Origin of the sequence: Geosporobacter ferrireducens (genome assembly GCF_001750685.1) — a bacterium.
Taxonomy (GTDB): domain Bacteria; phylum Bacillota; class Clostridia; order Peptostreptococcales; family Thermotaleaceae; genus Geosporobacter; species Geosporobacter ferrireducens.
In genome coordinates this window covers 1,126,975-1,153,045 of record NZ_CP017269.1, presented here as the reverse complement: position 1 = coordinate 1,153,045, position 26,071 = coordinate 1,126,975, and the positions used below count along the sequence as shown (strand labels likewise).

Annotated in this window: 27 protein-coding genes and 1 riboswitch; of the genes, 16 read left to right on the top strand and 11 right to left on the bottom strand. The window is 37.4% G+C overall.

What is annotated here, in order from left to right; genetic code table 11:
- Window positions 1-84: 84 nt before the first annotated feature.
- Window positions 85-291, bottom strand: coding sequence for a hypothetical protein (locus Gferi_RS05845; protein ID WP_069974688.1), 207 nt, complete (start codon window positions 289-291; stop codon window positions 85-87).
- Window positions 292-484: 193 nt separating this feature from the next.
- Between Gferi_RS05845 and Gferi_RS05840 the strand changes: the two genes are divergently transcribed.
- From Gferi_RS05840 to Gferi_RS05830, 3 genes are all read left to right on the top strand, one after another.
- Window positions 485-1,336 (top strand): cyanophycinase, encoded by an 852-nt coding sequence (locus Gferi_RS05840; RefSeq protein ID WP_069974687.1) that lies wholly within the window; start codon window positions 485-487, stop codon window positions 1,334-1,336.
- 17 nt (window positions 1,337-1,353) lie between these two features.
- Complete coding sequence (cphA, locus tag Gferi_RS05835) at window positions 1,354-3,990, top strand: cyanophycin synthetase (RefSeq protein ID WP_069974686.1); 2,637 nt, start codon at window positions 1,354-1,356, stop codon at window positions 3,988-3,990.
- 202 nt (window positions 3,991-4,192) lie between these two features.
- A complete protein-coding gene (locus tag Gferi_RS05830; RefSeq protein ID WP_069974685.1) occupies window positions 4,193-4,618 on the top strand; it encodes a metal-dependent transcriptional regulator in 426 nt (141 codons plus the stop codon).
- Window positions 4,619-4,636: 18 nt separating this feature from the next.
- On the opposite strand, the gene Gferi_RS05825 is transcribed toward Gferi_RS05830, so the two are convergent.
- Together Gferi_RS05825 and Gferi_RS05820 are read right to left on the bottom strand one after the other, a co-directional pair.
- A complete protein-coding gene (locus tag Gferi_RS05825; protein ID WP_069974684.1) occupies window positions 4,637-5,065 on the bottom strand; it encodes a ferritin-like domain-containing protein in 429 nt (142 codons plus the stop codon).
- A gap of 7 nt (window positions 5,066-5,072) precedes the next feature.
- Complete coding sequence (locus Gferi_RS05820; protein ID WP_069974683.1) at window positions 5,073-5,513, bottom strand: hypothetical protein; 441 nt, start codon at window positions 5,511-5,513, stop codon at window positions 5,073-5,075.
- Between the two features lie 228 nt (window positions 5,514-5,741).
- Here Gferi_RS05820 and Gferi_RS05815 point away from each other — a divergent pair, with 228 nt between their 5' ends.
- From Gferi_RS05815 to Gferi_RS05795, 5 genes are all read left to right on the top strand, one after another.
- On the top strand, window positions 5,742-6,101 hold the full coding sequence (locus Gferi_RS05815; RefSeq protein ID WP_069974682.1) for a LytTR family DNA-binding domain-containing protein: 360 nt from the start codon (window positions 5,742-5,744) through the stop codon (window positions 6,099-6,101).
- 150 nt (window positions 6,102-6,251) lie between these two features.
- Window positions 6,252-6,430: riboswitch (cobalamin riboswitch) on the top strand.
- Between the two features lie 155 nt (window positions 6,431-6,585).
- Window positions 6,586-7,335 (top strand): energy-coupling factor ABC transporter permease, encoded by a 750-nt coding sequence (locus tag Gferi_RS05810; protein ID WP_069974681.1) that lies wholly within the window; start codon window positions 6,586-6,588, stop codon window positions 7,333-7,335.
- Window positions 7,332-7,628, top strand: a complete 297-nt coding sequence (locus Gferi_RS05805; RefSeq protein WP_069974680.1) for an energy-coupling factor ABC transporter substrate-binding protein — start codon at window positions 7,332-7,334, stop codon at window positions 7,626-7,628. The genes Gferi_RS05810 and Gferi_RS05805 overlap by 4 nt, the downstream gene beginning before the upstream one ends.
- Window positions 7,625-8,392, top strand: a complete 768-nt coding sequence (gene cbiQ / locus Gferi_RS05800) for a cobalt ECF transporter T component CbiQ (protein ID WP_069974679.1) — start codon at window positions 7,625-7,627, stop codon at window positions 8,390-8,392. Before Gferi_RS05805 ends, cbiQ begins: the two co-directional genes overlap by 4 nt.
- 31 nt (window positions 8,393-8,423) lie before the next feature.
- Window positions 8,424-9,260, top strand: a complete 837-nt coding sequence (locus Gferi_RS05795) for an energy-coupling factor ABC transporter ATP-binding protein (protein ID WP_069974678.1) — start codon at window positions 8,424-8,426, stop codon at window positions 9,258-9,260.
- 12 nt (window positions 9,261-9,272) lie between these two features.
- Here the strand turns inward: Gferi_RS05795 and Gferi_RS05790 are convergent, their stop codons facing one another.
- Window positions 9,273-10,187, bottom strand: coding sequence for a mechanosensitive ion channel family protein (locus Gferi_RS05790; protein ID WP_069974677.1), 915 nt, complete (start codon window positions 10,185-10,187; stop codon window positions 9,273-9,275).
- A gap of 377 nt (window positions 10,188-10,564) precedes the next feature.
- On the opposite strand from Gferi_RS05790, the gene Gferi_RS05785 reads away from it, so the two are divergent.
- The 3 genes from Gferi_RS05785 (at window position 10,565) to Gferi_RS05775 (ending at window position 13,325) form a co-directional block, all read left to right on the top strand.
- The gene (locus Gferi_RS05785) at window positions 10,565-11,752 is read left to right on the top strand and encodes an ABC transporter substrate-binding protein (RefSeq protein WP_330389598.1); all 1,188 of its coding nucleotides are present in this window, start codon (window positions 10,565-10,567) and stop codon (window positions 11,750-11,752) included.
- A gap of 152 nt (window positions 11,753-11,904) precedes the next feature.
- The gene (locus tag Gferi_RS05780) at window positions 11,905-12,747 is read left to right on the top strand and encodes a hypothetical protein (protein ID WP_069974676.1); all 843 of its coding nucleotides are present in this window, start codon (window positions 11,905-11,907) and stop codon (window positions 12,745-12,747) included.
- Between the two features lie 89 nt (window positions 12,748-12,836).
- Entirely contained in the window at window positions 12,837-13,325 is a 489-nt protein-coding gene (locus Gferi_RS05775) for a hypothetical protein (RefSeq protein ID WP_069974675.1), read from the top strand.
- An 88-nt stretch (window positions 13,326-13,413) separates the two neighbouring features.
- Here the strand turns inward: Gferi_RS05775 and Gferi_RS05770 are convergent, their stop codons facing one another.
- Window positions 13,414-15,348, bottom strand: coding sequence for a type I glutamate--ammonia ligase (locus tag Gferi_RS05770; protein ID WP_069974674.1), 1,935 nt, complete (start codon window positions 15,346-15,348; stop codon window positions 13,414-13,416).
- Window positions 15,349-15,583: 235 nt separating this feature from the next.
- On the bottom strand, window positions 15,584-16,651 hold the full coding sequence (gene ytvI / locus Gferi_RS05765; protein WP_069974673.1) for a sporulation integral membrane protein YtvI: 1,068 nt from the start codon (window positions 16,649-16,651) through the stop codon (window positions 15,584-15,586).
- Between the two features lie 244 nt (window positions 16,652-16,895).
- Here ytvI and Gferi_RS05760 point away from each other — a divergent pair, with 244 nt between their 5' ends.
- The gene (locus tag Gferi_RS05760; RefSeq protein WP_069974672.1) at window positions 16,896-17,321 is read left to right on the top strand and encodes a universal stress protein; all 426 of its coding nucleotides are present in this window, start codon (window positions 16,896-16,898) and stop codon (window positions 17,319-17,321) included.
- Between the two features lie 143 nt (window positions 17,322-17,464).
- On the top strand, window positions 17,465-18,346 hold the full coding sequence (locus tag Gferi_RS05755; RefSeq protein WP_069974671.1) for a YitT family protein: 882 nt from the start codon (window positions 17,465-17,467) through the stop codon (window positions 18,344-18,346).
- Between the two features lie 31 nt (window positions 18,347-18,377).
- On the opposite strand, the gene Gferi_RS05750 is transcribed toward Gferi_RS05755, so the two are convergent.
- Window positions 18,378-19,379, bottom strand: coding sequence for a hypothetical protein (locus Gferi_RS05750; protein ID WP_069974670.1), 1,002 nt, complete (start codon window positions 19,377-19,379; stop codon window positions 18,378-18,380).
- Window positions 19,380-19,414: 35 nt separating this feature from the next.
- Window positions 19,415-20,047 carry a metallophosphoesterase gene (locus Gferi_RS05745; protein ID WP_069974669.1) on the bottom strand — a complete coding sequence of 211 codons (633 nt, stop codon included), beginning with the start codon at window positions 20,045-20,047 and terminating at the stop codon, window positions 19,415-19,417.
- 83 nt (window positions 20,048-20,130) lie between these two features.
- On the opposite strand from Gferi_RS05745, the gene Gferi_RS05740 reads away from it, so the two are divergent.
- Complete coding sequence (locus Gferi_RS05740) at window positions 20,131-20,565, top strand: putative ABC transporter permease (protein ID WP_236932702.1); 435 nt, start codon at window positions 20,131-20,133, stop codon at window positions 20,563-20,565.
- Between the two features lie 45 nt (window positions 20,566-20,610).
- On the opposite strand, the gene murI is transcribed toward Gferi_RS05740, so the two are convergent.
- The 3 genes from murI to Gferi_RS05725 all read right to left on the bottom strand — a co-directional run bounded on the left by murI (window position 20,611) and on the right by Gferi_RS05725 (window position 23,191).
- Window positions 20,611-21,435 (bottom strand): glutamate racemase, encoded by an 825-nt coding sequence (gene murI, locus Gferi_RS05735; protein WP_069974668.1) that lies wholly within the window; start codon window positions 21,433-21,435, stop codon window positions 20,611-20,613.
- A gap of 145 nt (window positions 21,436-21,580) precedes the next feature.
- Window positions 21,581-22,840 carry a [Fe-Fe] hydrogenase large subunit C-terminal domain-containing protein gene (locus tag Gferi_RS05730; RefSeq protein WP_069974667.1) on the bottom strand — a complete coding sequence of 420 codons (1,260 nt, stop codon included), beginning with the start codon at window positions 22,838-22,840 and terminating at the stop codon, window positions 21,581-21,583.
- A 12-nt stretch (window positions 22,841-22,852) separates the two neighbouring features.
- Window positions 22,853-23,191, bottom strand: a complete 339-nt coding sequence (locus tag Gferi_RS05725; RefSeq protein WP_069974666.1) for a hypothetical protein — start codon at window positions 23,189-23,191, stop codon at window positions 22,853-22,855.
- A gap of 209 nt (window positions 23,192-23,400) precedes the next feature.
- On the opposite strand from Gferi_RS05725, the gene pepF reads away from it, so the two are divergent.
- Together pepF and Gferi_RS05715 are read left to right on the top strand one after the other, a co-directional pair.
- On the top strand, window positions 23,401-25,224 hold the full coding sequence (pepF, locus tag Gferi_RS05720; RefSeq protein ID WP_069974665.1) for an oligoendopeptidase F: 1,824 nt from the start codon (window positions 23,401-23,403) through the stop codon (window positions 25,222-25,224).
- A gap of 124 nt (window positions 25,225-25,348) precedes the next feature.
- A complete protein-coding gene (locus tag Gferi_RS05715; protein WP_169832970.1) occupies window positions 25,349-25,945 on the top strand; it encodes a DsbA family oxidoreductase in 597 nt (198 codons plus the stop codon).
- Window positions 25,946-26,071 lie beyond the last annotated feature (126 nt).

The window sequence follows — 26,071 nt, the reverse complement described above, 5'->3', positions numbered from 1 at the left end:
GTAAAATAATAAAGAAAAAACAAAATAGGCTCAGCTGCATCTATAGATGCAGCTGAGCCTATTTTGAACAATATTTTATTAATTTTATTCTGTAATTTCATAGGTAAAAGGATAGACGGATGAAACATCTTTCTTCAACTTATTTGCAAAATGCTGTGCATCGATTTCCTCAATGACCTTATTATCTTTAAGCACTTTTACATTCCATACTTCTCCATCTTCTTTAACCAGCAATTCCGCTGGATAAACGGAACCATCATCAAATTTTATTTTACCGCGTTTCCAAGGCATGATTGCATCGCTCCCTTCTATCTTTATTATGGAGGATCAATGATGAAAGTATGAATACAAAAATAAGTTATGAAAGTATAGATTAGACAAAAAAGAAAATAATAAATAAATGTATGGAAAGAGCAAAATTTTGGAAAAAATATCAAATAACTGTAGCAATTCAATGCGCATAAGGAGTGCAGGAGGATGAGAAATGATAGTACATAAGGATACTTATCTAGTAGTTATCGGTGGAGCTGAAGATAAAAAAATGGATAAAGTAATCCTGAAAAAATTGGTAGAATTAAGCAATAAAAAAGACCCAAGGTTTGTGCTTATTACTACCGCTACCCAACAGCCCGAAGAAGCGGGGGAACAATACAAAAAAGTTTTTAAAAGTTTAGGAATTGAAACAACGATTGTTTTAAATATTGAAAACCGGGATGATGCCAATGATGATGAAATCAATGGCCAAATGTTAAAGGGAGATTGTATTTTTTTTACAGGTGGAGATCAATTGAGGATTTCTTCTATTCTTGGAGGAACCAAGATCCATGAAAATCTGCATAAAGCTGTAGATCTGGGAAAAGTAATAGCCGGCACCAGCGCAGGTGCATCTATGATGAGTGAAATTATGGTAGTAGAGGGTGTAGACAAAGAAGCACCCAGCCGTTGTACGATCAAGATGGCGCCAGGTATGGGGCTAATCGAAGGGGTTATCATTGACCAACATTTCAATCAACGGGGAAGAATTGGAAGGTTGCTTTCTGCAATTGCCCAAAATCCTCATTCGCTGGGTATTGGCATAGATGAAAATACAGCGATCATTCTGGATAATAAGGGTGAATTTCAGGTTGCAGGTTCTGGTGTAGTTACAGTGATTGATGGAAGATCTATAACATTTACCAATACCTGCGAGCAGTATCCTAATGAGCCTTTGGCGATCACTGAAGTAAAGCTCCATGTCCTGCCTAGTGGATATGGCTATAGCCTGGCTAAGAAATATCCAATCATTAAGACAGAATTTTGCAATAATAAAAAAAAGAATGAAAAAGCTGCACAGTAACTATAGGAGGAATACAGATGAAAATCTTAAATGTAAGAGCATTAAGAGGCAGAAATTTGTATAGTCATAATCCTATCATCAAGATGACGGTAGATTTGGAAGAATTATACGATACGCCTACTTGTGACATTCCCGGGTTTAATGAAAGACTGATTTCTATCTTACCGGGTTTGAAAGAACACAAATGCTCAGAAGGCTACAAGGGAGGCTTTGTAGTCCGTTTAAAAAGAGGAACGTACCTTGCTCACGTAATGGAACATACAGCAATTGAACTGCAGCAATTAATGGGCTATAAAGTTCGATTTGGAAAAGCACGAAGGGAGAGTGCCCCTTCTATATATAACATAATTTATACCTATTATAACGAAATGGCTGGCACAGAAGCCGGATTCATGGCTTTTGAGATTCTTGACCATATTTTGAAAGGATTACCTGTTCAAATAGAAGAACGATTAGAAAACATTCGGAAAAAAGCAGTTGAATTGGACTTAGGGCCTAGTACAGAAGCGATAGAGCTGGAAGCGCGCAAGAGGAAAATTCCTGTAATCAGAATAGGTGATGGCAGCCTGCTGCAGCTGGGTTATGGAGCTAAACGAAAGCTGGTCCAAGCAACCCTGACAGAGCGGGCTAGTTGTATTTCCGTAGATATATCCTGTGATAAATGGATGACGAATTTTTTCATGAGACAAAATGGAATTCCTGTTCCTGAGGGGAGAATTGCAAAAAACGAGTTTGAGGTTCTGGAAGTGGCTAGAGAAATGGGATATCCTGTAGTGGTTAAACCCTATAATGGAAATCAAGGAAAGGGTGTTTCTTTAAATATCAATAGTGATGAAGATGTACTGACAGCCTATCAAGCCGTAAAAGAATATACAGATCAGGCACTTGTAGAAAAGTATATAGAAGGAAGGCATTATCGGATTCTGGTTGTAAAAGATAAAGTAGTAGCAGCTTCAGAAAGAATTCCAGCCCATGTTGTGGGAGACGGAGTTCATACGATTGCTCAATTGATCGAGCAGGAAAATAGAAATCCACTGAGAGGAGAAGGTCATGAAAAACCACTGACAAAAATCAAAGTGGATGAAGTGATGATGCTGCTTCTGAAGAAAAATCAAAGAACTTTAGAAGAGATTCCTTCTGAAGGCGAGCGAGTATACCTACGGGAAAACGATAATCTCAGTACAGGGGGCATTGCAGTAGATGTGACAGACTTTATCCATGAAGATATCAAAACAATCTGTGTGAGAGCAGCAGAATTGATTGAACTGGATGTAGCAGGCATTGATATCACCACAACAGATATTACAAAACCTTTGTCTGTTACAGGCGGTGCTTTAATCGAAATTAATGCTGCACCGGGGATTCGAATGCATCATTATCCTTCTTCAGGGATTTCAAGAAATGTAGCTGAAGAAATTGTTAAATCATTATTCCCGGACGAGAAAGCCTATCATATGCCATTAGTCTCTGTAACAGGAACCAATGGTAAAACAACAACGACACGCATGATTGGTGCTATTTTAAAGGAAGCGGGACATTATGTAGGGATGACTACTACTGGGGGAATCTATATAAATGATCAGTGTATTGAAAAAGGTGATACTACCGGCCCGGGCAGTGCCTTACAAATACTAATGAATAGAAAAGTAACCGCTGCAGTATTAGAAACAGCTAGAGGCGGGATTGTCAATAGAGGCTTAGGATATGACTTGGCAGATGTAGGTGTGATTACCAATATTACTGATGATCATTTAGGGATAGACGGAATTGAAACCATGGAAGATCTAGCTCATACCAAGGCATTAATCGTGGAAGCCATAAAAGATGATGGATATGCGGTTATAAACGCAGATGATGAATACTGCTTATCTGTTCGTGATAAAGCTTATGGGAACTTGATTCTTTTCTCCAAGGACAGCAACAATAAATATGTAGTGAAACATATCAAAGACGGAGGCCGCGTAGTATATATAAAGGATAATATTATCTACTTGGTTACAGACAAAGACAAGATTCCTGTAGTAAATGTAGAAAATATTCCTGCAACCTATGGAGGAATATTAACCCATAATGTTGAAAACAGCTTGGCAGCAGCAGCTGCTGCGTGGGGACTAGGGATCAGTTCAGAAATAATCAATCGTGCATTGATCAATTTCAAATGTGATGAAAATCAAAATCCGGGAAGATTTAATATGTATGATGTAGCAGATTTCAAGGTTGTTGTGGACTATGGCCATAACTTTGATGGCTACAAAAAAGTTATTGAGGGATTAAGAAAAATGAAGATCAATCGCCTGATTGGCGTGATTGGTGTCCCAGGAGACCGGCTGGATGCTAGCATCAAGGAGGTTGGAATTCTTTCCGGACAGAGTTTTGACCATATTTTTATCAAAGAAGATAGAGATAAACGAGGCAGAAATTGCGGTGAAGTAGCAGAAATTCTTTACGATGGCTGCATCAGGGGTGGTGCAGATCCAAAGCGGTTAGAGATTGAAATTCTTGAAGAAGCAGCATTGGAAAAAGCTATGAAAATGGCACAAGCAGGTGATATTGTCATCATATTCTATGAAGATCGGGAGATCGTGATGAAGACCGTTGAAGCCTTTAACCAGAAGCAAACATCGGTGATACAAGCTAGCAGTATGCACAGATAATTTTAATTGTAAAAGTAAAGATGTATGAAGTAAGCATATTTTTTAAAAAAATAAATATCTTTGTAATGGATAGCATTTGATGCATCTGTTCTTTATTCACTCATCCTTGGGGAACTAGCTCCAAGGATGAGTTATGTTATCCCACACAATGCATAACTGTTTTAATTATAAAAAGAAATTCTTAAAGGGGGAGGCTTATAGAATGACACCTGATTTAGAAAGCTATTTAGAGGAAATTTATCAAATGTCACTAGAAAAAACCACCTTTACACCTCGAGAAATCGGAAAGCGCATTCAAGCCACGCCAGCGCTATTGTTTCGAGTTTTAAAAAGACTGCACAGAGAAGGGTACATTCAATACGATCGATATGGTACGATAGGATTGACCAACGAAGGAAAATCATTAGGAAAATTGATTATCAAGAGGAATAGTATTTTGCAGGAATTTTTATTCATCATTAATAGCGGAAGCGATCCATCAGAAGAGGCGGTGCTATTAGAAAGCCATCTAAAAGCAAGTACCATTTATGCTATTGAAAATTTAGTAGAGTTCTTCAAGCAAGAGAAGGATATAATGGAGCGATTTATCCGTTACTGTGAAATACAGCGAGAAAAAAAGGAGGAGTGATAGGCTCCTCTCTTCTGATTATCTACAATAGCGGTTCAATATACCCTCCAGCATTCGCGCATGACGTCCTTCATCCTTAGCGGATTCATTAAAGTAATCTCGAGCAGCGAGCAATCCCAATTCTTCTGCTTTTGCAGCGGCCTTAAGTTTTTCTTCATTTGCAAAAACTTCGCCCTCTAGCATTTGACGAATATTGTCAAAAATATTTTCTTGTATCATACCATTAAGCTCTGCGAAATGAGCTGCATGCTCCGCTTCTTCCCAAGCCATTGTCTTTAAGACTTCAGCTGCTTCAGGATAACCTTGTCTTTGAGCTAAACGAGCCATTGCCAGGTACATTCCCACTTCACTAGTTTCGCCAGTGAAGTTTTGCTTTACAATACGTTCTATTGCTGTACCTTTTGTTTCTCCTAAAGTATTTTCTACTGCTAAATTGATTCTTTCCATGAAACGATCATCCTCTCTTTCTTTTCTGAAAAGCGGCGTAGATCTGATCCGCTATATCGGGCTTTATCTTTTTGATATCATTGAGATAAATAAAGGAACTACCCTTGTATTCTTGTGCGTCGCCCAGTAAAACAACCTCTAAGGCACTTCTAATGATATTAATAACACATTCTTCATCATGATACAGGTTACAGTTTTTGCATTGATGGAGGAGAAATCCCAATACATCGACTAGAACGTCGTCGTCGTATACCTTTGTGTCTTGATAAGGTATTGCATCATAACCTCCATCAATAAATTCGCTTTGTTGTCTGATTGCAATAAGAAGCGATTTCTTCGAATAGCCTATCAAACATTGCTCTTTAGAACAGGTACCGCAGAGATTTTCAGAAAGACAGCACCTGCCTACTTCTTCAATCAATGCTTCAAAGTTTATTGTTTGTGCCAATTTATTTACCTCCTTTATTTCTATGATAAAAATATAACATGAATTATTGGTACCCATTATTTTTACTAAACCTACATATATTAACAAAAAAACTAAAAGTTTTCCAAATTTCACTCGTATGATTAGAAGAAGATTTGCTTTTGATTTAAGTTGTAGCAGTTTTGGGATTTTGATATAATAAGAGAAAATCGGATTTTGTAAGGATGAAAAGCGTAGGAGTTGGATAAAATGGAAGAGATCAAAGAAACAAAATTAATACATGGAAAGGTATGCGTTAAGAGTGGCATGGAACGGCTATTTATGCCGAAGAAAAACATCATTATGTTTGTGAAAAATGGGCGTAAAACAGATATGGTTACTGTGGAAGGTACATATAGTTTAAACACCAGTTTAAATTCCATTGAAAAAAAATTGGATAACCGACATTTCTTCAGATCCCATCAATCCTATATTATTAATCTAATGATGATCAATAAAATTGTTACTACAGAGTTGGAAACCCATGTGGAGATGGAGAATACAGAAGAAAAGGCATTGATCACCAAACAAAATGAAAAGAAGCTATATAGTTTTATAGAAGTTCTATAATCATTTAGATGCATTTAAGGCATATAAAGATGAGAATATGCAAAAAAAACCGTTAAATAGAAGAGAAATTTGGGCAAATAGTAGTCGAAAACAGGAGAATATGCAAGATTGTTGAATAGTTGATTTAAATCCAATATAATAATAGATGAAAATAAAACATCAAATATAGGTGCCTCTTTTGGAGGAGAATAGGGAAATCCGGTTAAACTCCGGTGCAGCCCCCGCTACTGTAAGCGTATACGAAACCTCAGCAGGTCACCCAAGATGGGGAAGACGAGGAAGTAGGATAAAACGCGAGCCAGGAAACCTGCCTATGTTTACTTTGGGACCTTCGGAGGGAAGGAAGTATGGTATAAAATCACATGAAGTGATGAACTATCGTAAATCTAACGCTCCACGTTAGTTTTTTTTATTGTCTTTTTTACAGTTTGAAAGCGGTAAGCTTTCATTACAGATATCTAAAGGAAATGAAGGGGGAGGAAAAATGCATTTTAAAAAGTATATTCGTTACACTTCAGTTTTTGCATTTATTGCAGTATTATTTAGTACACAAAAGGTCTATGCTATGCACATTATGGAAGGGTTTTTGCCACCGATGTGGGCTGCGCTATGGTTGGTTGTATCCTTACCATTTATATGGATGGGGATACAATCTATAAAAAGAATCACCAATGAGAGTGCAAACATGAAAATGCTTTTAGGTCTTTGTGGTGCCTTTGCTTTCGTACTTTCTTCCTTAAAGCTTCCTTCTGTAACGGGAAGTTGTTCTCACCCAACAGGAGTAGGCTTGAGTGCGATATTATTTGGGCCTGCTGCTACCAGTATATTGGCTTTGATTGTTTTGCTATTTCAGGCAATTTTACTGGCTCATGGGGGATTGACAACCTTAGGAGCAAATGTATTCTCTATGGGGATTGCAGGGCCAATAACTTCTTATCTATTGTTTAGAACCCTTAATAAGGCAGGAACATCCAAGGCAATCAGTGTTTTTGCTGCTGCGGCTTGTGGAAACTTAGTTACTTATATAGTTACATCCATTCAATTAGGATTGGCTTTTCCGGGAGAAGTAGGAATGATAGCAGCGATAGGAAAATTCATGGGGATTTTCGCTTTGACGCAGGTACCCCTAGCGATTAGTGAAGGATTATTGACCGTTGTTATTTATAACTTATTAACATCCCATCATGAAAAGGAACTCAATCAATTGACACTGATAAAGGGGGAAAAAGTATGAAGCTCGGGAAGAAAAATATGATTCTACTCCTAATGGTAGTAATAATTTCTATTATTCCACTATTGATTTTGCCTGATGCAGAATACGGTGGAGCAGATGGAGAAGCAGAAGAGATGATTACGATGCTGCAGCCTGATTATGAGCCATGGTTTGAAGCCCTTTGGGAACCCCCCAGCGGAGAGATTGAAAGCTTACTTTTTGCTCTGCAGGCTGCAATTGGAACGGGTATTATTACTTACTATTTAGGTTATATGGCAGGGAAAAATAAAAGCAAAGCGGTGACAAATTCATGATCTCTATTGATCACTATGCTTATATGAATCGATTAAAGCAGATTCATCCGATGGAGAAATTTGCATTGTCTATGGGAACCCTCGTTATATGCATGTTTTTCAAGACATGGTTATTACATTTTTCTGTAATAGCCTTTATGTCGTTTTTGATCCTATATTATGCAAAAATTCCTTTCAAAGCTTACTTTAAACTCATGCTTGTGCCATTGGCATTTTTATCTGTAGGAGTTCTGGGAATTGCTGTAACGATAACAAGAAACCCTTCTCTGCTCACCTATGGCTTCAAAGTGGGAAATTGGATGATTGGAGTGGAGAAGCAGGGCTTTGATCAGGCTGTGCTAACCTTCTCAAGAGCTTATGCGTCAGTGACATGCCTATACTTTTTAGCACTAACGACGCCTATGGTAGATGTAATATGGATATTAAAGCAAATGAGAGTGCCCCGTATTCTTACAGAAATGATGACAATTATTTATCGATTCATTTTTGTTCTTTTAGAAACTGCATCGATGATGTACTTATCACAGGAATGTCGATTGGGATATGCTTCCATTAGCAAAAGTTATCACTCCCTCGGACAGTTAGTATCTAATCTTTTCATAAAGAGCTTTCAACGATCTCAGGAGCTTTTTACTGCTTTATCTACAAGGGGATACACAGGAAGCTTAGAAGTATTAGAGGAAGAATATGTTTACTGTAGCAAAAATATTCGGTTCATTATAATAGCAGAAATATTTTTCATTGGATTGGCAATCTTGTTATAATATATAGGGAAAAAGTAATGGAGGGGATTTTTTGACACAATACATTATTCAGACAAAGGAATTGGAATTTTCATACCCAGATGGAACCAAAGCCCTCAATAATATGTCGATTGCCTTTGAACAAGGAAAAAAAATTGCTATTATTGGCCCCAATGGTGCAGGGAAAACAACCCTGTTTCTAACGTTGAATGGCGTACACAGAGCCACCGGTGGGAAAATATACTATCACAATCAGCCGATTTCCTATGGAAAGAAGGAGCTGCTTGCTTTAAGAAAGAATGTGGGCATTGTTTTTCAGGATCCCAATATTCAATTATTCTCTGCTAATGTTTTTCAAGAGGTATCCTTTGGCCCGATAAACCTCGGTATGCCGAAGGCTATGATTAAGGAAAAGGTAATGGAGGCACTATCTAAAACCGACATTACATACTTAAAGGACCGCCCCACTCATTTTTTAAGTGGAGGACAGAAAAAGCGGGTTTCCATTGCAGATATCCTTGCAATGGAGCCAGAGGTGATTTTCTTAGATGAGCCAACAGCCTTTGTAGATCCGAAAACCAGTGAAGAGTTAATGAATTTTTTTGACCTGCTGAATCATGAAGGCAAAACGATTGTCTTGTCTACCCATGATATAGACAAGGTATACCCTTGGGCGGACTATGTTTTTGTTATGAAGGATGGAACGCTCTTTGCAGAAGGAGTCCCCGAGGAGATTTTTCAAAACGAAAAAGTGCTCTGCGAGGCAGATTTACAGAAACCCTGGATCATAGAGGTCTATGAAGCCTTATTAAAGAGCAAGCCCTATTTGAAAGAGTTTGCAGTGCCAAAATCAAAACAAGAATTGTTTGAATTAATGGAAAAACCTTAATAAAACGGATGATCACTTTTTCGGAAGATCATCCGTTTCAATTTTTTCCAGTAAATCACTTTGCGTATTCAACTCTGTAGAAGTAGGCTGATTTATCCGTATCGTAGGATATGCAATGCGAATTTGTTTTTGACGGAATACTTTTAAAATATGCTCATAGGCCCTGTTGCGTAAAAGCCATTGGGAATGAGGATTAACGACACCTGTAATGATATATTTGGCACCGCCTTCTTTGCCATCCAGAGACATAATTCCATAAAGGCTGAATTCAGCATAGCTGATATTGCCAATGCGATAGAGCTTATCTGCATAGGTTTCATTAATATAACTGCAAACCTCTCTTAACGTGCTCTCCACCAACTGATGATCTTCTTCAAAGGGGACTACCACTTCTAAAATCACCCTGGCTCTCTCTTTAAAATAATTTTTTAAGGTTTTGATTTCCCCATTGGGAATATATACTTTTTTCATAGACCACTCTCGAATAGCAGTGGCCCGTAGTCCAATTTCTTCTACAGTTCCTAAGTATTGCTCATTAATGCTTACAAAATCTCCTACTCTCATTTGCCGCTCAAAAAGAATAAAAAAACCATTGATAATATCTTTAATTAGATTTTGAGCACCCAATCCAGCCACTAATGTAATGATTCCAGCACCGGTAAGTACAGTAGTTTTACGAATTAAACCAAATTCACTCAATATATTTAGTACTGCAAAGGTTAATATAAAGTAGGAAAAGAGGGAGTCAATAATACTTTTGATCGTTTTTTCGCGCTGTTCATTGAACTTTGTGATTTCTATTGCTTTGCTGGTGAGAATCATGACAAACCTTATGAGAAAAAAAGAAATTATCAGTATGAGTAGAGATGTAGCAAAGGGTTTAATATTATCTATAAAGTTGAATTTTTGAATAATTGATAAGTCCATAGATGTCACCTCAAGTAGAAACAGTTGCATATCATCTATATTTTCTGCATTCTCTCAGAAGCCTATTCTGTATATCTTCTCTTTTCTGATGTGCAGGTATATCTAAGGCAAAACCATGCATATATTCTAATGGAAGTGTGTACTACTTGGATAAAAGCGGTATGAATGATTTTATATATAAAATTAATGCTTTATAGGTACATACATATTGCATTTCATTAAACGAATATGCTAAAATACTTTAATAGAATTAATATTTAAGAAATTGTAACATTTTCGTTAAGAATACTTCACAAATAAAGGGGGTATTGAGAACAAAAACGAGAACTGGCTTTACATATACATATAAAGTTTTGAGTGAAAAAGGGGGAGAAAATGTGAAAAAGCTAAACAAAAAGATGTCTTTGATCATTGCATTGATGTTGGTAGTGGTATTGACGTTTACTGGATGTGCAAAACCGGCACCTCAAAGTGCAGATCAACCTGCTTCAGCAGAATCGGATGTCATTAAGATTGGGGTTTTTCAGCCGCTTACAGGAGCAAATGCAGCAGGCGGGGCAATTGAGCTGGAAGGTGTAAAATTAGCTAACGAACTATACCCAACAGTATTAGGGAAAAAAGTTGAATTGGTGATTGTTGATAATAAATCAGACAAAGTTGAAGCGGCTAGTGCAGCGGCTCGTTTGATTGAAAAGGATAAAGTTTCAGCAATCATCGGCAGCTGGGGAAGTTCTTTATCAATGGCAGCGGGAGATGCAGTAAAAAATGCTAAAATCCCTGCAGTAGGTGCATCTTGCACAAATCCATTGGTAACATTAAACAATGATTATTATTTCAGAGTTTGTTTCATCGATCCATTCCAAGGAACAGTTATGGCAAACTATGCAATCAATAGACTTGGTGCAAAGAAGGCTGCGATCATCCAAGAAGTATCCTCTGACTACTCTGTGGGTCTTGCGAAATTCTTCACAGACGCATTCAAAGAGCTCACGGGAGATGAAAATGCTATCGTTGGCAGCGCGAGCTATAACACAAACGATCAAGATTTTACTGCTCAGTTAACAAACATCAAGCAATTAAATCCTGACGTAATCTTTGCTCCAGGAAACTTTACAGAATCAGCGTTATTGATTAAGCAAGCAAAACAGCTTGGCATCAATATTCCGATTCTTGGTGGCGATACTTGGGAAACACCTGAATTTATTGATATCGGCCTAGAAGCTGTAGAAGGAGCTGTATTCTCTACCTTCTTTACTTCTGAAGTACCAATTACTGAGAAATCAAAAGAGTTCTTAGATGCTTATAGAAAGAAATACAACCAGGAGCCTGCATCTGTTACTGCTCTTGGGTTTGATGCATACTTAGTTATACTGGATGCTATTGAAAGAGCGAACACAACAGATTCTGTCGCGATTAGAGATGCTATTGCCCAAACAACAGATTTTATGGGTGCAGCAGGAATTATTACCCTTGATCAAAATGGAGATGCAGTAAAGAGTGCGGTTATCAAGGTTGTAAAAGATGGTAAATTTACTTACCTAGATACAGTTGAACCAGTAAAATAAGATAATAATATTAATAAATAAAAAGTCTCTACAAATCGTAGAGGCTTTTTATTTATTAGGAATCTTTTTCATTCATTAAGGAACCTTTTCATAGGCTCTAAAATAAAATGTATTGAAAAATCTGACAGGAGCCTATAATTGGAGGAATGAAAATGAAGGCAGTGAACAATGGAAATGATTCTATTCTGATAAGGCTGTTCATTGGTTGTATTGTTTCTCTTGTTATCATTCTGCTGATGCTGAATAATCAGTCAGGTATGATGCGTCATTTGGAAGCAGAAACCTATTATAAGTTGCAATCCTCCATGAACAGATTAAAAGAGCAGCCGGACCATTTGAATCAGGAAATTTCAAGAATTATTGAAGAATATCAAGAAAAAAAGGAAGAAATACAGAAAACGACAATCGCAAACAGTATTAGAGGATTTTTGATTACAATCGCAATTATATTAGCTACCGTAAGCAATATTATTAAAAATATTAAGAATATTTTAAAGGAGATTTTGGGAAAAAGTAAAACGGATAAGGAACATGAAAAGAAAGGTGAGCATACCGAAAAAGGAAGAGAATGCCTGATTCCTATGCCTGCAGATAAGGATTGGTATATGTCAAAGGAGATTCAACGGCTTTTAGAGGAAATCAATCGGTTGGAAAAAAGTAAATTATCAGAAGAAATGCAGTTGTTGATTCAACAAACGATCACTTTATTGGTAGGACAGCTGGTACAGATTTTTAACCAAACTTCCAGTTTTACAAAACAATTATCCCATGACCGGGAGAATTTGATCTCCGGAATCACTGAAATGAAGAAAGGAATTGAACAGGTAACACAGGTCATAGAGAAAAAGAATGGTCATAGTACTGAGTATAGTGATGAAGAGATGATTGCAGCCATGGGACAAATGAATACTGTAATAGAAGAGATCGGTGAGCTATTAGTAGGAATGGAACAGAGAATCCAAGATTTGACACAACGGTTCGAACATCATGAGTAGATATTGTTCGGAGGAGGCAAATTTAATAGTATAACTTCTTTTTTACCTTCAAAAACTAAAGATACTATGAAATGGAAGGGGAGAAAGAATTGGAATTTCACGAAATGAATGATCAAAATGTAAGCAGTACCATTATACACGCCTGTAAACAAAATGACAGAAAGTTAAAGCATAAATTAATTGAAGCTAGTGATAGGGATCCTCGAATTCCTGCAAAGGTAGTTGAAAGCCTATATGAGTTGGTAGACTACGACCTTAATTTTGTTATTGATGTCTTAACTCACTGTTCCGAAAGAGAGCATATGTACGTATTAAAGGAGGCCCAGGATCCGGAAAATATTATAAAACTATTTGATGAATATAGTCGAAAAGAATTAGAAAATCTGAAGCTGGAAGATATCGTAGAGGGCAGAGACGTAGATGTGATCTGGGAAGTGAAAGAAGGACTGCAGATAGATGCGCTTAGCAGAGCCTATTTGCAGCGATGCTTACTGACCATTGCCTATCATTTGGGATATCATGAAGAATTGAAATCTTTCTTTGAAGAAGAAAAAAGAAAGTATATGATGCTGCATTAGAGAATAGCAGACAAGCATTAGGAGAACAAGTAATAAAAAAGCAGTCCGAGGACTGCTTTTTAAATGGATTTAAAACCTATAGACGAGTCTATAGAATCTCAAATAAGTTTCTCTTATAAACGATATATAAGGATTTTAATTCACTCATTTTACTGCTCATTTCCTGTTGCAGTGTTGAAACAGTGTCGAAGTCTTCAGCGTCAATGCCCTCACGAATTCTTGTGAAGAGAGATTTTTGGCTTAAACTATCTTTCATCAAATAATTTCTTAGTTGATTGATTTTCTCCCAAGTAACCACATCTAAATCAGTTACATTTTCACCACCGTGCAGCTTTTTACAGATTCTTACGAATTCCATATTATCAGGAATAATACGCTTATATAATTCTGTAGTCCACTGAGAGCGTGTAGCAATTTTATAGGAGTTAATGATTTCTTCAGTAAATACACCACCAGCGGATAAAATTGCCTTTTTATTAGGATAAAGATCTAAGCCTAGAAGATTCTCCCATACGGTTGCAGGTGGTTTGCCGAAGAGCGTATTTCTTTCATCGGCTGTATAATGCTCGAAAACATCATCCTCGCTGCGATAAGCTCTTTCTGTTTCCAAGTAGAAGCTGGATTGACCTGGTTTCTTAGAGAAATCTGCTTCCAGTTCTTTTGAAGTTTTTCCTGATTTCAACGCAGCCTTGATACCATCTAACATTGCTTGATAAGCAGATGCCAATACTAGGTAAGTATTGCTGGTAGGATTGGGTGCTCTAAGTTCAAAACGAGTTGCTAAAGGCTTGTCGATATCCCGTACGAGACCTGCTAGAACCGTTCTATTTCTAGATGGAAGTTCTGCACTGTGTCCAACAGAAGAAACAATACATACCGGTGCTTCGAAACCTGGCTTTAAACGATTGAGTGCATCATTACTAGAAGTTACAAAGGGATTTACCACCTCGTAGTTCTTCAATAAACCCATTAAAGCCCCCCAACCGATAGGACTCATAAATTCTTCCTTCATGTTAACCGGAGAGAACAAGTTTTTGATCTTGCCATTCTTCAGCTTTACAGCTACGCCCATATGAGTATGCTCACCGCTTCCGGCAACACCCTCAATTGGCTTAGCCATAAAAGTAACATCTAAACCATGACAGGTAAATACGTCCTTTACAACATCTCTAGCGATTAATTCGTTATCAGCAGCCTGAAGGGCAGTACTATATTTCCAGTCAATTTCAAGCTGTTCCATTACATGGTCATAATGGCCGTTTCCAGATAATTTTGCTTTTACACCGCCTACTTCTTTATGGCCCATTTCAGATTCTAATCCATAGGCATCCAACATAACAAGGGATTGCTCTAAAGCTGTACGGACGGGACCAATAGTTCTTTTCCAATACTGTTCCTGTAAAACTTGAGAAGTAGACAGTTTCTCGATATCTGGCTTATCTTCAGGTGTTCTTACCCAGAACTCCAGCTCTGTAGCGGAGGTAATAATAGCTTTCTCAATATCGTCAACAGAATCTATGCCGATTGATTCCAGTACATATGGGGATTCTTTTATAGCATCGATGATTTGTGTTTGAAAGTTTTCGACGGATCTTTGTAAAATGGCTCTTGAATCCACGCGAATATTATTATGAACGAGGAAGGAAGGGATTCTCAAGGTGCCAACAGGAAGACCTGTTTGTTCATCTATATTATCATAATTATAATCTACAAACCAATTTACACTTGTGTCAGGAATGATGTCGACCCTAGCATCATTTAATGATGCGATTTCAGGTAATACAACGCTGGAACCGTCAGTTTGCACGCCAAAAGTTAAAAATTCTTGCATATCTTTTATCGCCAGCTCAATAGGTACTTTTTCATCGGTATCATTGCCGCCTAGGTCAATACCTACCAAAGAAACGAATTGAATTTCAGGGTGCTGCTTCAGAATCCCCGCAATTTCATCAGGAGTATGCTTTGGAGCAGGAATCAGAAACAATAGTTTATGCTTCTCTGAACTTAATAAATCCTTTAACATGAAATCACCTCTTTTTTAGTTTATAGTATTATAATGAATAATTATAGCATATATTACATATTTGTAAATATAAAAAAAAACTGAAAAACGTTTTCAAAACTATAAAATTTGTTTTAAAATTAATTGAATATATAGTTAATTTTTTGCATAAAGACTAATAAATATTAAATAAATTACATAATTATACATAATGAAAAACGGACAATCGAAAGCTTAAATAAATAAACGTTTGCCTTTAATTTTTCCACCGGGGAAGAATACCCACTTTTTGTAGTGTGATTAATACAATTGCAGAAATAGGACCTATAATTAATCCAATAACTCCAAAGGCCTTCAAGCCAATATACATAGCTAACAGGGTAACCAAAGGATATAGGCCGATTTGATTGCCAAGAACTTTTGGCTCTAAAAGCTGACGGATCAAGATGATCAATCCATAGAGAATCCCTAGATAAATAGCAGTTTGATAGGAGCCGGTTAAAGCCTTCCACACAATCAACGGTACATAAACCGAGCCGGATCCTAATATAGGCAAGGCATCTATGATACTTGCTAATAACGCTAGAAGCACAGAATAATCGATACCAATCAAGGTTAAGCCTACTGCACTCTCGATAAAGGTAAATGACATAAGGATGAGCTGCGCTTTTATATATCCAGTAAGGGCAAATAGCAGATCATGCTTTAGTATTTTTATGGTAGAACGTTGCCTTAATGGTATTTGCGCTACTACAAATCTTGTGATTTCTTTTTTGTCCCGTACAATAAAAAAAGTGGAGATCATAGTAACTAATAAGAAGACAAAAAAGCTTGGAATTCCCGAAAGGAAGCTCATCAGAGAAGAGATGATTTTCCCTATTAGTAGGGTAAGATTATTTAATAGGCTGTTTAAACCATTAATAATGGACTGCGCAATATCCGGCGGCAATTTGAAATAAAGGTTTTGCATACGGCTGACGAATTCAATACTTTGAAAATAAAGTCTTTCTGAATACTCAGGAAGTTTGATGGAGAGCTTTGTAAGTTCTACCACAATAATCCCACCGATCAATGCGATGAGAGATCCAACCAGTAGAACAAACATTCCTGTAGAGAATAATGCAGCGAGTCCGCGTGGAAGCTTTAATCGAGTATGTAAAAAATCCACAAGGGGCTCAATCATTGAGGCGATAGCCCAACCCAGTAAAAAAGGAAGGATATAAAATAACAAGGTAGTAGCAAAAAAGTATATAGCTAGTATGGTTAGCCCAATCACTGCGAATCGACCGAATAGAGGCAAATATTTTCTTATATCATTATACATAGCAACACTCCTAATAAGATGATTATCTAATTATATGATAAAATGGGAAGGCTTACAACTTCCAACAACCTTCATTCTTCCCAGATTTAAGCGAATTAACAATTTTATATATAATTAGGGCACCTTATGATAAAATTTATCAATTATATAAACGATATAGATTAAAAGATTTGGGGCAGGGTATAAAAATGATATAAAGAGAGGAATGAATCGTAGACTTAACATAAGAGAGGAGGCTGGTGGTATGAAAAAAATATTGATTGCCATTGATGGTTCTGAGCATTCTCAAAAGGCGTTGGAGGAAGGCAGAAAATTCGCAGAAGCATTTTGCAGCGAAGTAATTCTCTTGAATGTTGTAAATGATTTTAAGCACAATTATTTTCATGAAAGTGTATACTTATATGAGCAAACCAAAGAATCTTTTGAACAACAGGGAAAAAATATTATTGAAAAGGCAGGATCGGTATTTGATGGCTTCTGTGGAACACTAATTACTGAAATAAAAATCGGAGATCCTGCAGAGCAAATTATTAATGCAATCGAGACCATAGACCCGGATTTGATCGTAATGGGAAGCAAGGGATTGACAGGAATTAAAAAAGTAGTTATTGGCAGTGTGTCTGACAAGGTACTACATCATACGAACAAACCTATATTAATTGTAAGATAGTGTGTAGATGGAAAGAAGGGCAAACGGCAATGCCCTTCTTTTTTACGCTGTTTTATATAAACTTAACAATTTAGTTACACTTTCCTGCATACAATTCGGTATAATAGTTTTTGTTAATAAAAAATAAAGGCAGGGAGTAAAAAATGAAGAAAGATTATCAAAAACATTTACTGGATGGTATTTACCTAATAGTAGGTTGTGCGTTATTAGCTTTTGCCATTACATCTATATTAAAGCCTAATGGGTTAATTACAGGGGGAATTACAGGACTTTCGATTATTTTGGATCAATTAACGGGGATCAAATACACGTATCTTTATTATGGATTGACTATGCTGGTGCTAATAAGTGCATGGCTGTTGATGGGTAAACGGGAAGCAGGAAAGATTATACTACTTTCTGTTTTGTTTCCCTTGGTTCTGATATGTTTTGAAGCAGCCAATGTAGACTTTATTGAAAATGATACCATTCTCGCTTCTATATATTACGGGATCATCGCTGGGGCCGGTTGTGGATTAATTCTCAAACGGGGTTTTTCCATGGGTGGAACGGATACGATTGCGAAGCTCATACATTATAGGCTGTTTCCATTTATCAGTATTAGTCAGATTTTATTTGGGATTGACTTAGCCGTCATCATGTCTTCCGCATTAATTTATGACCGAAATGTAGCCCTTTATGCTATACTTACCCAAATTATTATGATAAAGGCCATTGACCTAGTACTCTTTGGTTTTGGCTCCAAAAACGTTAAAATAGAAATTATTAGTGAAAAGAACGATGAGATTGTAGATTATATTTTGAACACTATTAAAAGAGGAATCAGCACCTATGAGATAAAAGGTGGATATACCAACGCTACAAGACAAAAAATTATTTCTGTCTGCTCGCCACGTGAAACCATGCTGATAAAGATGTTTATCGCACAGATTGACCCAAATGCTTTTGTAGATGTGCTGCCGGTTATTTCTGTATGGGGAAAAGGAATCGGTTTTGAAAGCCTTTTAGAAGATGCTCAGGTATAAAAAATACGCTCTTAAGAGCGTATTTTTTATGCTACATAGATTCATTAATTTTTCGCTCTATCTCAAAAAGTCTATCCAATGTATCTTTTGACAACTGCTTTAATAGGTTATCACGGTAGGCGACACAAGTTTTTTCCTTGTCGAACTTTGATCGGATGCCGCCGATATGGGTCCAGGATATTTTTTTATTTCTGTGATACAGATCCAGATCAACCAACCGTTTACCCTGACTATCGTACTCTAAAGCCATAAGCGTCTTTTTGATCTCAATAGGTTCCAGCATAGTAAAGAGCTTAACTTGGTAAGCTACTACGGAGAAAAGCATTAGGGCATGGTCCTTCGTCCAAGATTCTCCAAGGATCATCCCCGCCTCCATTTCAGATAGGGCAATCTGCAGTCTTTCTAGGTGCTCGTGGTATAGACCTTTGGAATCATAAATATTGATACGCAGCTCATACCATTCCTTGCTTTTTAATCCATAGGTAATAAAAATCAGTCCTTCATTTCTTAACCGGTGAGCCAGACCATTGACGGACATGGATACCAGTAAATTCGGATGGATAAAATCCTTGGATAGCAAGTTGTGATTAATAGCTTTGTTGGTAAGAGAAATGATGGTATCGTCCACTTCCCCTTGATCGATAGCATCGAGCCAGTTTAGTGCACGAGAGGGATATTCTCGTTGGATTTGTTCCAAGGCTTCTTTGCCATCACCAGCTACTCTAAGTACCAAAGAAGCAGGTCCTAACTGGATGCGGCAAATCTGGTCCGAAATTTTTTGATTGATAAACTCCATCAGTATAATAGAGGAAGCTAAGGGAACTAGGAGAATACTTTGAGCATCTTCTACCCTGGTATGGGTCAGATTTGGAGGGGTAAGAAAAATGATTGTACTATTTTCCGTTGAATACTCCAGCGCTTCTTCGAAAGAATGTAAAGTCCCTTGAAGACTGTTATGAATAAAATCTTGCAATAGGTGGATATTCTCGGTACGAATAAATAAAAATCTTGGGCCCATGCGTATATAAATCATGTTAAAGACCTCCGTATTTTAAATTATAGTTGAATTTACATGCCAATTTTTCGATTTGTTATACGACGAAGACTATTTGTAGCCATAGGGTAGGGAATATAAAAAATCTGCCTGGTGAGTGCCGATATTACATGGATATTATAAATTCCATTTAAATATACATATTTTCCGCGATCCCCTTCTTCCAGATGAAGATTATGCCCATACAAATAGATATCAGCCTGCCTTGGAAGTTTCTCGAAAAAATGGGCAACGCCTATGGTTAGATTTTCAAGCTGAAGGGTTGTGCCTTCATGAAGAATCTTAACATCCTTCCAAAGACTTTGAATGGTGTCGGGGCAGTCATGATTTCCAGGAATAATATAAAAGTCAAAAGCATTCATCTTTTTAAGGTGACTAAAAAAGCTTCGTGCACTCTCTGTATAATTCATTTTCTTTTCCTGCAAATACTCTAGCTTAATGTTATCAACAAGGTCTCCTGTATGGATAATATACTTTGGTGAAAGTTGTTGGATGATCTTATATAAATAAGGATAGATTTCGCTAGGGGTATCGGATATATGGAGAATTAGCGGTTCAGTGACATTGTTTAGAGCTTCCGGTATAAAAGGAATCCCTAAGAAGTAGGAAAAATACTTAGCAAAAGGGCTGTTTTTGATTCGTTTCATAGAGAATGCCTCCTTCTACTTATAAGATTATTCTAAGGAAGAATCTACGTCAAGTAGAAGCTGTATATAGGAATAAATAAGGTATGAAAGTTATGAAAAAATGTAAAAATAAAATCATGATACTACGATTTGTAATTTACGGATTTTTAGGATGGTGTATAGAGATTTTTTGGACAGGAATCGGATCGGCTTTGACAGGAGACAAACGCTTTCGTGGATATACCTATCTTTGGATGTTTCCTATTTATGGTTCGGCTGTTTTTTTGGAGTTCCTGCATGATAGAATTTTCCATTGGCCAATGTTGGTGAGAGGAGGCGTATGGGTTTTAGTTATTTATATCATAGAATATGCTTCTGGATGGTTTTTACGAAATTCTCTAGGGGAATGTCCATGGGATTATTCAGGAGCAAGGTATGCTGTAAAGGGATTGATTCGTCTGGACTATGCGCCGGCATGGCTAGCAGCAGGCTTTATTTTCGAAAGAATTCATTTGTTTTTGGATAAGATATTACTATAGATATGAAAAGCGGCCAGTTTCGTCTGACCGCTTTTATATCCATCACTACTTGCAATCCAATATGTCCAGGTCAAAATTTTTAAAGTCTACTTTAACACTTTCTTTACCAAAAATAGAATTAATCATATTCATAAAGTTTTCAGAAAGGTCACTGGCATAGAAGATACTTTCTGTTTTCGGATTTTCAGCAAAAAGGTTACCTTCTGAAAGCGCTGTGTGAATGCTGTGAACGATTTCGAAAGAAGGATCGATGATCTGCAGTTGTGGATATAGCTTTTCGATGGTAGGCTGAATCAAAGGATAGTGGGTACAGCCTAAAACAAGGGTATCTAAAGAATTTTCCTGAACAAATTCATCTAAATAGTGCTTTACAGAAAGCTCCATAATGCCATGGTCGATAATACCCTCTTCAATCAAAGGAACAAATATGGGACAAGCTTTATCATAAAGGTTTAAATCTTGATTATATTTTGAGATATTTTTAATGTAGGTTTTCTGCTGAATAGTTACCTTTGTACCAATGATCCCAATATGGTTGCTGCTATTATGCTCTCGTGCCACTTTTTTAGCGGCGGGTTCAATAATACCGATAACAGGAACTCCTTTACAATATTCCAATAACTCGTCCAAACAGGTCGCTGTAATGGTATTGCAGGCAATGACAAGCATTTTCACATTTTTGTTCAATAAAAAATCGACGATTTGCTTTGTAAAACTGGTGATTGTTGATTTTGCTTTGGAACCGTAAGGCGTTCGTGCTGTATCACCAAAATAAATCAATCTTTCCTTTGGCAGCCGTCGCATGATGTGGGGTACTGCCGTCAATCCCCCAACCCCTGAATCAAAAATGCCAATCGGCCGATTATCCATGTTACTCCTCCTAATAAGTGGTTATGTATAGAAACAAGGAAACAATATAAATATACTACACCATTATATTAAAGGAATCAATTGTTTATGAATGGACTGTAAAAAATTACATCAAAGACAATGAAAGAGGTGACGAATCACCTCTTTATCTTTTAGATTTATTTTCAGGAGATTGCATTTTCCCTTTTAAATTTACAATGCAATCTTCTATGTCTGCGTATCCTAGGATAAAATCTTCTGCAAGAGATCTGCAGGTTGGGGAACCACAAGCACCACAGTCTAGATTTGGCAGGATACCATGAACTGCATCGATCTGCTCCATTTTTTTCATGGCTTCCAGCAGATTATCATCCAGCTTATGGACATTTCTGGGAAGAATTTTTTCCGTAAACAAAAACGGTGCAAAATCAGTGACTGGCAGTACATAGTTATTGCGCATATTCCTTTCTGCCAGGCTTCGGACCTTTTTTCTAGCAATGAAAGAATTTTCCAGCGTAAGGCAGCCTCCTACACATCCATTGGTACAGGCTGTACATTCCAAAAAATCTATTCCTGTAATTCTTTCATTTTCAATCTCATCTAAAATACCAATTACATTTTCGATACCGTCTACACTAAGGTAATGTTCTATCCCTAAAGCCTGACATTCGCCTCCAGCCCTAGCCCACCCAATGCCTTTGCCCGAGTCATAATAGGGTATTTCTGATGTAAGATTTTTAAGATTTTTTTGAATACAAGGATAGACGGACTGGATGGATAGTACACGATCTACATTGGACCGAAGAATACCTAAGGGATTTCTAACGCTGGTGACCTTTGCAGGACAGGGGCTGATATAATAAATACCAATCTCCCTTGGATGGAGTCCTGTTTTTTCCGCTGCTTGCTGTCTAGCAATGATTGCAGCAATCTCCATTGGAGATTCTATAGGAAGAATATTTTCAATCAAACTTGGAAAACGAATTTGAATTAATCGGACGATTGCAGGACAATTAGAAGAAATCAACGGTCGTCTGGGAGGATCTTTAAGCAGCTGCAATGTATACTGGGTCACATAATCAGCGCCTCTCGACTCCTCAAATACTGCATCAAATCCCATCATCTGAACTGCTGACAGTATTTTAGAAGGTTTTATGGTTTCATCAAATTGACTGAGAAGCGTTGTAGAAGGAATTGCAATTTTGTATAAAAAGTCATGCAGATGTTCTTTGGAATCATTAACACTTTTTTTTGCATGATGAGGACAAGCAAGAATACATACACCACAATCAATACAGCGGTCATTGATAATGTGTGCCTTGCCTCCTTTAACGCGGATGGCCTCCGTAGGACAGCCCTTAATGCAATTGGTGCAGCCAATACAGAGATCTTCCTCTAAAATAACAGAATGACAATATCTATCCATGGGAATTCCCCCCTAATCCATTAAACCATAGTGATATAGCAGTCCACAGCTTTTATATAGATTATATCTCGTACCCATTAAAATAATGCCCAGCCCATCAGCAAGATCGATGATCCCCTGAGAAGGTTTTTTGTCTCTCACAAAAACAATGCCTTTGATATCAAGCATTTCAGCAGTTCTGACCACCTGCAGATTCATTAGACCTGTTAGCAGCAGAGAATTTTCTGCGGGAAATCTTAACACGTCGCTTAATAAATCGGAGGCCTTGCCATGTTGAAAAGTCATGTCTAAATCTTTACAGTGGGTATATACTTCTGCATCTAGGACTTCGATGATTCTGGACAATTTCAAAATAACACCCCCAATAGAATTATTATACTATAGTCTTAAATTATTTTAAATATACTGAAAAAAGTTTACAATATATACATGACTTGCAGGAAACTCTGGTAAAAAGTTGGAATGATCAGAAATTTTGGGTATAATAATAGAAATTATAAGCTTAATCATTATTGCCCATAATAAAAATTTATGTTCATAAATGAAGGGAGGGAGTGGCAATGCCACAACATGAACCAGAAGCAAAACAAGCTCAGAAGGTACAGGAGCGTAAGGCAATAGACCAGCAGTATAAATGGCGGTTAGAGAAGCTGTATGCAGATGATGCTGCTTGGGAGAAAGATTTTACAACCGTAAAGGAACTATTGAAGGAATCAGTGAAAATAGCCGGTTCACTAGGAGAATCTGCAGAAAAGCTGTATGCTGCGCTTCATTTTACCGATGAGATCTCAAGAAAGATAGAAAATGTTTTTATCTATGCCAGAATGAAAAAAGACGAGGACAATCGAGTTACAAAGTATCAGGAAATGAGTGATAAAGCGCAAGGGCTCAGCGTAGAAGTGCAAAGTAGTTTGTCTTTCTTAGTACCGGAGATTCTAAGTATACCGGAGGAAAAGATTAAAGCTTTTCTTGAAGAACATGAAGAACTAAAATTGTACCAGTTTTATTTAGAGGAGATTTTGCGTCAGAAAGAACATATTCTTACGAAAGAAGAAGAGCAGATTTTAGCGCAGGCAGGAGAGTTGGCTGCGGCTCCAAGAAATATTTTTTCAATGATCAATAATGCAGACATTAAATTTCCGACGATCAAAGATGAAATGGGGGAAGAAGTAGAGGTAACAAAAGGGCGTTATGTGAAATTATTAGAAAGCAGCGACCGCAGGGTTCGTCATGATGCTTTTAAAGCACTATACAATTCTTATGAGAAACAAAAAAATACAATAGCAGCAACTCTGAATTACAGCGTAAAAAAGGATGTTTTTTATGGAAAGGTTAGAAAATATCCTTCCGCACTACAGGCTTCTTTAGATGAAGATAATATATCTCTGCAAGTATATGATAATCTGATTGAAACCATCCATGAATATTTGCCTGACATGTACCGTTACGTAAAGCTGCGAAAACGTGCGCTAGGTTTGGATGCATTACATATGTATGATCTATATACGCCGATCGTTAAGGATGTAAAGATGGAAGTACCCTATGAGGATGCTTTAAAGCAGGTTTCTGAAGGATTAAAACCTCTGGGCGGGGAGTATGTATCCCTATTGCAAAAAGGATTTACAGAAGGTTGGATTGACGTTTATGAAAATGAAGGGAAGACCAGCGGCGCTTATTCTTGGGGCAGTTATGATAGTCCGCCCTATGTGCTGCTGAACTATCAAAATACCATCCATGATGTATTTACTTTAGCGCATGAGATGGGTCATTCTCTACACTCATACTATGCCCGTACTACACAACCTTATCCTTACGCAGGCTATAAGATTTTTGTAGCTGAAGTGGCTTCAACAGTAAATGAAGCGCTGTTAATGCAGGATTTGTTAAAGAAAACAGGAGATAAAAATGTGCGGGCTTACCTGTTGAATCATTATCTAGAACAATTCCGGGGAACTGTGTTCCGGCAAACTATGTTTGCAGAATTTGAAAAAGAGGTCCATGAGCGGGTGGAGCGGGGAGAAGCACTGACACCCGAAGCACTTTGCGCATACTATGGTGAGCTGAATCAAAAATATTATGGTCCGGAAATCACTATGGATGAAGAGATAAAGATGGAATGGGCAAGAATTCCACATTTCTATAATGCTTTCTATGTGTATAAGTATGCTACCGGATATGCAGCAGCCATTTCCCTGTCGCAGCAGATTTTACAAGAAGGAGAGCCCGCAGTAAAACGATACATTGATTTCTTGAAAAAAGGCGGTTCGGACTATCCGATTCAGCTGTTGCAGGGAGCTGGGGTAGATATGACTACCACCGATCCGATACATAGTGCATTGAAGGTGTTCCAACAGCTTGTAGAAGAATTAGAGCAGCTGCTTTAAAGAAAAATATATATGATATTTGTTAAAAGGCCCATGGGCCTTTTAATATTTCCAACATGGTTTTTAAAATTAATGAATGATTCAGAGATAGGGGGGTAATAGTATTACAGAACGGATGAAAGGGGTGGGGTTTCTGAAGGAAATAATCTTTATCTTCGATTATATTTGCCCTTACTGCTACCTGATGCTGCCGGAAATTGAAAGGCTATACGCGGAACACATGATAAAAGTGAATTGGATTCCAACAGAAATCTATCCGGAAACGCCTTTGGAAGGTACAGATTTAAAAACTTTTTTGGGGGTAAGGAAGGCTGAAAAAGCACATAAGCTGATTAGAGAACAGGCAAAAAGTAAAAATCTAGTGTTCTATCTGCCGAAGTTAATTTATAACACGAGAAGGGCAAGACTGTTAACTGCTTATGCGGTGAATAAGGTACCTATAGAGGAAATCCTTCATGCATTCTATAACAGTGTATTTATCTATAATGAAAATATTGGAGCGTGGCAGGTGCTTCAGAAGATTTGCATGCAACTGGGACTTTCTTATGAAGATTTTTTTCGGCAGTTGGAGCAGCAAAAACTTGATTTTATCATAAAAGGTTGGGAAGAAATTCTGAATCGCTATCCGATTGAGGTGGTGCCTACGATTGCCTGTGGTGAAAATATACTGGCGGAGGGTGTATGCAGCTACGAGGAACTGGTAAAAATGATAAATGAATAAGCGGATTTCTGGATGACTTTAGAGAGGACTTTTGAAAATCCTTTATAAAGTCATTCTTTTGTATATAATAATTTAGTATAATAAGAATATAAGGCTCATAGAATTTGACGGACAAAGGCAGGTGAT

Bases quoted from the DNA above. Each gene is read 5' to 3' on its own strand.
- Gferi_RS05845 (WP_069974688.1), bottom strand. From the start codon at position 291: ATGCCTTGGAAACGCGGTAAAATAAAATTTGATGATGGTTCCGTTTAT.
- Gferi_RS05840 (WP_069974687.1), top strand. From the start codon at position 485: ATGATAGTACATAAGGATACTTATCTAGTAGTTATCGGTGGAGCTGAA.
- cphA (WP_069974686.1), top strand. From the start codon at position 1,354: ATGAAAATCTTAAATGTAAGAGCATTAAGAGGCAGAAATTTGTATAGT.
- Gferi_RS05830 (WP_069974685.1), top strand. From the start codon at position 4,193: ATGACACCTGATTTAGAAAGCTATTTAGAGGAAATTTATCAAATGTCA.
- Gferi_RS05825 (WP_069974684.1), bottom strand. From the start codon at position 5,065: ATGGAAAGAATCAATTTAGCAGTAGAAAATACTTTAGGAGAAACAAAA.
- Gferi_RS05815 (WP_069974682.1), top strand. From the start codon at position 5,742: ATGGAAGAGATCAAAGAAACAAAATTAATACATGGAAAGGTATGCGTT.
- Gferi_RS05810 (WP_069974681.1), top strand. From the start codon at position 6,586: ATGCATTTTAAAAAGTATATTCGTTACACTTCAGTTTTTGCATTTATT.
- Gferi_RS05805 (WP_069974680.1), top strand. From the start codon at position 7,332: ATGAAGCTCGGGAAGAAAAATATGATTCTACTCCTAATGGTAGTAATA.
- cbiQ (WP_069974679.1), top strand. From the start codon at position 7,625: ATGATCTCTATTGATCACTATGCTTATATGAATCGATTAAAGCAGATT.
- Gferi_RS05790 (WP_069974677.1), bottom strand. From the start codon at position 10,187: ATGGACTTATCAATTATTCAAAAATTCAACTTTATAGATAATATTAAA.
- Gferi_RS05780 (WP_069974676.1), top strand. From the start codon at position 11,905: ATGAAGGCAGTGAACAATGGAAATGATTCTATTCTGATAAGGCTGTTC.
- Gferi_RS05770 (WP_069974674.1), bottom strand. From the start codon at position 15,348: ATGTTAAAGGATTTATTAAGTTCAGAGAAGCATAAACTATTGTTTCTG.
- ytvI (WP_069974673.1), bottom strand. From the start codon at position 16,651: ATGTATAATGATATAAGAAAATATTTGCCTCTATTCGGTCGATTCGCA.
- Gferi_RS05760 (WP_069974672.1), top strand. From the start codon at position 16,896: ATGAAAAAAATATTGATTGCCATTGATGGTTCTGAGCATTCTCAAAAG.
- Gferi_RS05755 (WP_069974671.1), top strand. From the start codon at position 17,465: ATGAAGAAAGATTATCAAAAACATTTACTGGATGGTATTTACCTAATA.
- Gferi_RS05750 (WP_069974670.1), bottom strand. From the start codon at position 19,379: ATGATTTATATACGCATGGGCCCAAGATTTTTATTTATTCGTACCGAG.
- Gferi_RS05745 (WP_069974669.1), bottom strand. From the start codon at position 20,047: ATGAAACGAATCAAAAACAGCCCTTTTGCTAAGTATTTTTCCTACTTC.
- Gferi_RS05740 (WP_236932702.1), top strand. From the start codon at position 20,131: ATGAAAGTTATGAAAAAATGTAAAAATAAAATCATGATACTACGATTT.
- murI (WP_069974668.1), bottom strand. From the start codon at position 21,435: ATGGATAATCGGCCGATTGGCATTTTTGATTCAGGGGTTGGGGGATTG.
- Gferi_RS05730 (WP_069974667.1), bottom strand. From the start codon at position 22,840: ATGGATAGATATTGTCATTCTGTTATTTTAGAGGAAGATCTCTGTATT.
- pepF (WP_069974665.1), top strand. From the start codon at position 23,401: ATGCCACAACATGAACCAGAAGCAAAACAAGCTCAGAAGGTACAGGAG.